The organism is Streptomyces sp., assembly GCF_031181555.1.
GTDB classification, from domain to species: Bacteria; Actinomycetota; Actinomycetes; order Streptomycetales; family Streptomycetaceae; genus Streptomyces; species Streptomyces fimbriatus.
Genome location: NZ_JAPSKQ010000296.1, coordinates 1 through 3,826, shown reverse-complemented (window position 1 = coordinate 3,826; position 3,826 = coordinate 1). Strand labels below are relative to the sequence as shown.

Here is a 3,826-nt window from a genome sequence, read left to right as displayed (position 1 = left end):
CTTGCGGCGGGCGGCCCGTACGGTGCCCAGAGCCAGCGGGTCGCTGGCGCAGACGAAGCCGGTGACGCCCCGCTCGATGAGCCGGGAGGCGGCGGCGTGACCGCCCTCGATGGAGAACATGGCGCGGGCGACGTGCTCCTCCGGCAGCTCCTTCCCCGCGATCGCGCGGGCGGCGGCCAGCTTGCGCGCGGAGGGCATGTGGTCGCCGGGACCGAGCACCAGCCCGATCCGCTCGTGCCCGAGCGAGGCGAGATGCCGCCAGGCCTGCTCCACCGCCACGGCGTCGTCACAGGACACGGCCGGGAAACCGAGGTCGGCTATGGCCGCGTTGACGAGGACGACGGGGATGTTGCGCTCGGCGAGCCGGCGGTAGTGGTCGTGGGGCGCGTCGGCCTGGGCGTACAGCCCGCCGGCGAACACGACGCCCGAGACCTGCTGCTGGAGCAGCAGGTCCACGTAGTCCGCCTCGGAGACACCGCCCCTGGTCTGGGTGCACAGCACCGGCGTCAGCCCGAGCTGGGCCAGCGCGCCGCCGATGACCTCGGCGAAGGCGGGGAAGATCGGGTTCTGCAGCTCGGGCAGCACCAGCCCGACCAGCCGGGCGCGCTCACCGCGCAACTGGGTGGGCCGCTCGTAGCCGAGGACGTCCAGGGCGGAGAGCACCGCCTGCCGGGTGGCCTCGGAGACCCCCGGCTTGCCGTTGAGCATCCGGCTGACCGTGGCCTCACTGACCCCGACCTCCTTCGCCACCACAGCAAGTCGTCGCGTCATGAACGCATGAATAGCGCAAGAAATGCAAGAAACTTGCGTTGCCGCGCACTTTTCTCGTCAAGGGCCCGCCCACAGTCCCCGGACGTGCCCGAGGTGCCGGGTCATCGCGGCCCGTACGGCCTCCGTGTCGCGGGCGAGCAGCGCGTCGAGCATCTCCAGGTGCTCCTCGGCCGACGCCTCCAGCCGCCCCTGTTCCGCCAGCGCGGTCAGGCCGTACAGCCGTGAGCGCCGCCTGAGGTCCCGGACCACCTCGACGAGGTGGTCGTTGCCCGCGAGCGCGAGCAGACCGAGGTGGAAGCGCAGGTCGGCCTCGACGTAGGCGATGAGGTCGCCGGCCCGGGCCGATGCGACGATCTCCTCCGCGACCGGGCGCAGTGCCCGCAGGGCCACCGGGTCGGCGGTGCCGGCCAGTTCCGCCGTCGTCGGGATCTCGATCAGGGAGCGGATGTGGGTGTACTCGTCGAGCTGCCGCTCGGAGACGGCCGTGACCCGGAACCCCTTGTTGGGCACGGTGTCGACCAGTCCCTCCTTGGCGAGGTCGAGCATGGCCTCGCGCACGGGGGTGGCGGAGACGCCGAAACGGGCGGCGAGCGCGGGGGCCGAGTGGACCTCGCCGGGGCGCAGTTCACCGGCGATCAGCGCGGCCCGCAGCGCGTCCGCGACCCGTTCCCGGTAGCTGGGTCCGCGACCGCCCAGGGCGGGCAGGGCGGGACCGCGCCGCGGGACGGCGTTCCCGGCGCCGCGGACATTCTCGGCGCCGCGGGCGTCCCCGGCGTTCGCACCGGAACTCACAGCACGAACCCCGCCGGGAACGGATCCCGCGGATCCAGCAGGTACTGTGCGGTGCCCGTGATCCAGGCACGCCCCGTGAGACTGGGCAGCACGGCCGGGCGGCCGGCCACCTCGGTGGTGCCGAGCAGCCGGCCGGTGAACCGGGTGCCGATGAAGGACTCGTTCACGAACTCGGTGCGCAGGGGCAGTTCGCCGCGCGCGTGCAGCTGCGCCATCCGCGCGCTGGTGCCCGTGCCGCAGGGCGAACGGTCGAACCAGCCGGGGTGGATCGCCATGGCGTGCCGTGAGTGACGGGCGGTCGAGCCGGGAGCGGCCAGGTAGACGTGATGGCAGCCCCGGATGGTCGGATCCTCCGGGTGGACGGGCTCGTCCTCGGCGTTGACGGCGTCCATCAGCGACAGGGCCGCGGCGAGGATCTCGTCCTTGCGGGAGCGGTCGAAGGGCAGACCGAGCCGCTCCAGCGGCAGGATCGCGTAGAAGTTGCCGCCGAAGGCGAGGTCGTACGTCACGGTCCGCCCGTCGGGCAGGGTGGCCTCGCGGTCGAGGGCGACGGCGAACGACGGGACGTTGCGCAGCGTGACGGCCCTGGCGGCGCCGTCCTCCACGGCCACCTCGGCGACGACGACCCCGGCGGGCGTGTCCAGGCGGATGGTGGTGACCGGTTCGACGGCCTCGACCATGCCGGTCTCGACCAGCACGGTCGCGACACCGATCGTGCCGTGCCCGCACATCGGCAGGTAGCCGGAGACCTCGATGTAGACGACGCCCCAGTCGCAGTCGGGCCGGGTGGGCGGCTGGAGGATCGCACCGCTCATCGCGGAGTGGCCGCGCGGCTCGTTCATCAGCAACTGCTTGACGTGGTCGCGGTGTTCGCGGAAGTACAGCCGCCGCTCGTTCATGGTCGCGCCGGGGATGGTGCCGATGCCGCCGGTGATGACGCGGGTGGGCATTCCCTCGGTGTGCGAGTCGACGGCGTGCAGGACGAGTGTGCTGCGCATGGCCGGCCCACCCCCCTAGGCCAGTCCGGCCGCGAGGGCCTTCTCGGTGGCCGCGCGGACGGCCGCCTCCTGCTCCGGCGCCAGCGGCACGCGCGGCGGACGGCAGGGGCCGCCGTACCGGCCGACCAGGTCCATGGAGCGTTTGATCGCCTGGACGAACTCCACCCGTGAGTCCCAGCGCAGCAGGGGATGCAGCTGCCGGTACAGCGGCAGCGCGGTGTCGAGGTCGCCGCCGGTGGCCGCGCGGTAGAGCTCCACGCAGGACCGGGGCAGCGCGTTCGGGTACCCGGCCACCCAGCCCTTGGCGCCGGCGACGGCGAGTTCCAGCAGGACGTCGTCGGCGCCGACCAGCAGGTCGAGTTCGGGGGCGAGTTCGGCGATGCGGTAGGCGCGCCGCACGTCCCCGGAGAACTCCTTGACCGCCTGGACGTACCCCTCGCCGTGCAGCCGGGCGAGCAGTTCCGGTACGAGGTCGACCTTGGTGTCGACGGGGTTGTTGTAGGCGACGACCGGCAGTCCGGCCCCGGCGACCTCGGCGTAGTGGGCGAGGACGGACCGCTCGTCGGCGCGGTAGGCGTTGGGCGGCAGCAGCATCACGGCACGGCAGCCCGCCTCGGCCGCCTGTTCGGCCCAGCGCCGGGCCTCGGCCGATCCGTAGGCGGCGACGCCCGGCACGACGCGCTCCCCGCCGACCGCGGCGACGGCCGTCTCGACGACCCTGGCGCGCTCGTCGGGGGTGAGTACCTGGTACTCGCCGAGGGAGCCGTTCGGCACGACGCCGTCGCAGCCGTCCGCCACCAGCCGGGCACAGTGCTCGGCGTAGCGGTCGTGATTCACGGAGAGGTCGTCGTTCAGCGGCAGCGCGGTGGCGACGAGGACGCCGCGCCAGGGACGGTGGCCGGTCATGAGGGTCCTCCCTCGGCGGGGTGGGCGGTGGTGTGCGGATCGGCGGTGTCCGTGCGCGGACGGGCGAGCACGCCGAGCGGTACGGGCCGGGCGAACGGCCGCCGGGACGGGGCGGGCGCGCGACCTGTGAGGGCCGCGACCGCCGGTTCGCACATCCGGCCCTGGCACCAGCCCATCCCGGCCCGGGTCAGCAGTTTCACCGTCCGCGGGTCGTCCGCGCCGAGTTCGGTGACCGCCGCGCGGACGGCACCGGCGTCGACCTCCTCGCAGCGGCAGACCACGGTGTCGTCGGTGACCCGGTCGGTCCAGTGCGCGGGAGGGGCGTAGACGGAGTCGAGCGCGGACGCGGACGCGCGCAG

The 3,826-nt window shown here is 73.6% G+C and carries 5 protein-coding genes; all 5 read right to left on the bottom strand.

Annotation, left to right across the window (positions count from 1 at the left end; translation table 11 throughout):
• Positions 1 to 771: LacI family DNA-binding transcriptional regulator (locus tag RIM90_RS30970; protein ID WP_309064058.1), on the bottom strand; the 771-nt coding region annotated here is incomplete at its 3' end.
• A gap of 57 nt (positions 772 to 828) precedes the next feature.
• The gene (locus RIM90_RS30965; protein ID WP_309064059.1) at positions 829 to 1,476 is read right to left on the bottom strand and encodes a GntR family transcriptional regulator; all 648 of its coding nucleotides are present in this window, start codon (positions 1,474 to 1,476) and stop codon (positions 829 to 831) included.
• 83 nt (positions 1,477 to 1,559) lie between these two features.
• Positions 1,560 to 2,561: a proline racemase family protein gene (locus RIM90_RS30960; protein ID WP_309064057.1), complete on the bottom strand. Its 1,002-nt coding sequence runs from the start codon at positions 2,559 to 2,561 to the stop codon at positions 1,560 to 1,562.
• A gap of 15 nt (positions 2,562 to 2,576) precedes the next feature.
• Complete coding sequence (locus RIM90_RS30955; protein ID WP_309064056.1) at positions 2,577 to 3,467, bottom strand: dihydrodipicolinate synthase family protein; 891 nt, start codon at positions 3,465 to 3,467, stop codon at positions 2,577 to 2,579.
• A partial coding sequence (locus tag RIM90_RS30950) for a (2Fe-2S)-binding protein (protein WP_309064055.1) occupies positions 3,464 to 3,826 on the bottom strand: 363 nt, incomplete at its 5' end. The genes RIM90_RS30955 and RIM90_RS30950, both read right to left, overlap by 4 nt.